General features: G+C 53.4%; 1 protein-coding gene. It reads left to right on the forward strand.

The features are described 5' to 3' along the window. On the forward strand, positions 1-2,458 hold a 2,458-nt coding region (locus AC5V8P_RS25055; RefSeq protein ID WP_495474003.1), incomplete at both ends, for a type I polyketide synthase.

Genomic DNA, 2,458 nt, shown 5'->3' on the forward strand with positions numbered 1-2,458 from the left:
ACGCTATCCATCCGCTGGCCGCTATGGAAAGAGGGCGGGATGCGGATCGATGCGGACACGGAAAAGCTCATGAGACAGAACATGGGCATTACGCCTCTACAGACCGAGTCGGGCATTCAGGCGCTGTACCAATGTCTGTCCTCAAGCAGGGAGCAGGTGATGGTTCTGGAAGGAGAGCCCGAGAAAATCGAGGCCTATCTGGGGAAAGCTGTATCACAGGCCGATATCCGTGCGATACGGGCATCTGCACCGAAGCTGGATACAGGTTTGCTTTACGATAAAACCTTGTATCATCTCAAAGCGCTGTTGGGAGAGGTGACCCGGCTGAGCGTTGGTAGCATCGAAGCTCATGAACCGCTAGAGCGCTATGGCATCGATTCCATCATGATTACCCAGCTGAATGCCAAGCTGGCAGGGTCTTTTGGCGAGCTGTCCAAGACGTTGTTTTACGAGTACCAGACCTTGCGTGCCCTGGCAGAACATTTAGTGGCAGAATACGCACCGGAGTGTATGCAGTGGGTCGGAATGAGTCCAGACATGCAGCTGGTGGAGGAAACGACTGCGGCAACCCGGTGTGCCGAAGAAGAAAGCGCGTCAGTTGCGGAACAAACGATTGCGGAAGAGGCGACAGCGAAGCTTACCCGAAGCTACGTGAAGCCGGTTCGAAGCTATGTGCAGTCTGGCGCAGAGGAAACACGTGAACCGATCGCCATCATTGGTATGGCAGGCAAGTATCCAGGTTCGAAGGACATGAACGAATATTGGGAAAATCTCAAAGCAGGGAAGGATTGTATCGGCGAAATCCCGCAGGAACGCTGGTCGCTGGAAGGATTCTTTCAGCCTGATAAAGAGGAAGCAGCTGCGCATGGCAAAAGTTACAGCAAGTGGGGCGGTTTTATCGAAGACTTTGCGGAATTCGATCCACTGTTTTTTAATATTGCACCGCGGGAAGCACTCAGTATGGACCCTCAGGAAAGGCTGTTCATTGAAGCCTGCTGGGAAGCGATGGAGGATGCAGGCTACACCAGAGAACAGCTTGCAGTACGACATAACAGCCGGGTAGGTGTATTTGCGGGAATTACCAAAACAGGATTTGATCTGTACGGTCTTGATCTATGGAGAAAGGGAGCGCAAATATTCCCTCACACTTCCTTTAGCTCGGTAGCCAACCGAATTTCGTACCTGTTCAATTTGCAGGGCCCGAGCATGCCGGTGGATACGATGTGTTCGTCTTCGTTGACTGCGATTCATGAAGCGTGTGAGCATCTGTACCGCGGAGAATGCGAGCTGGCCATGGCAGGAGGAGTGAACCTGTATCTGCATCCGCTGAGCTATGTCGGACTTTGCGCGAACCAGATGCTGTCCATAGACGGACAGTGCAAGAGCTTCGGAAAGGGAGGCAACGGCTTTGTCCCAGGAGAAGGCGTGGGGGTCGTGCTATTGAAGCCGCTGTCCAAGGCGATAGCAGATGGAGACCCGATCCATGCGCTCATCCGGGGAACGAGTATCAACCATGGAGGCAAGACCAACGGGTATACAGTGCCTAACCCGACTGCTCAAGGGGAGCTGATCCGGTCAGCACTAGAGCGAGCCGGGGTACATGCCCGGACCATCAGCTATATCGAAGCTCACGGAACCGGTACAGAACTGGGAGATCCTATTGAAGTAACCGGTCTGACCCAGGCCTTCAGGAAGGATACGGCAGACAAAGGATTTTGCGCCGTGGGCTCTGTGAAGTCCAACATCGGACATTTAGAGGCGGCAGCGGGCATCGCAGGGATTGGGAAAATTGTCCTGCAGATGAAAAACCGGACGCTGGTTCCCAGCCTGCACGCCCAGGAACTAAATCCGAACATTCCTTTTGAGCAGACGCCGTTTGTTGTCCAGCAGGAGCTGGAGGAATGGAAGCGGCCGGTAGTTGAGCTCGGTGGAGAGACACGGGAATACCCGAGGATGGCGGGGATTTCATCGTTTGGAGCAGGAGGTGCCAATGCCCATGTCATCATTGAAGAGTACGTTCCGGAAGAGAAGGCGCCCATCCGTGTGACAGCTCACAACCCCGTTATTATTGTGTTGTCGGCCAAAAATGAGGAACGACTGAAACAGCAGGTCGAGAGATTACTGTCCGTGATCGGGAAAGGAGAGGTCACAGAAAGCAATCTGGCTGATGCAGCCTACACGCTCCAGGTAGGACGTGAAGCGATGGAAGAACGCCTGGCGGTAATTGCCGAATCGATGCCAGCACTGGTGGAAAAGCTGGAAGGATTTCTAGAAGGCCACGATGGGATATCCGAACTGTACCGAGGACAGGTCAAGCGAAATAAAGAGGCACTGTCCGCACTGATAGAAGATGAAGATATGGAAAAAACGATCGCTGCCTGGATCGGGAAACGGAAATATGCGAAGATTGTGGATCTTTGGGTGAAGGGACTGGCGATGAATTGGAGCATGCTTTATG

The sequence above is a fragment of the Paenibacillus sp. N119s genome, assembly GCF_059447605.1.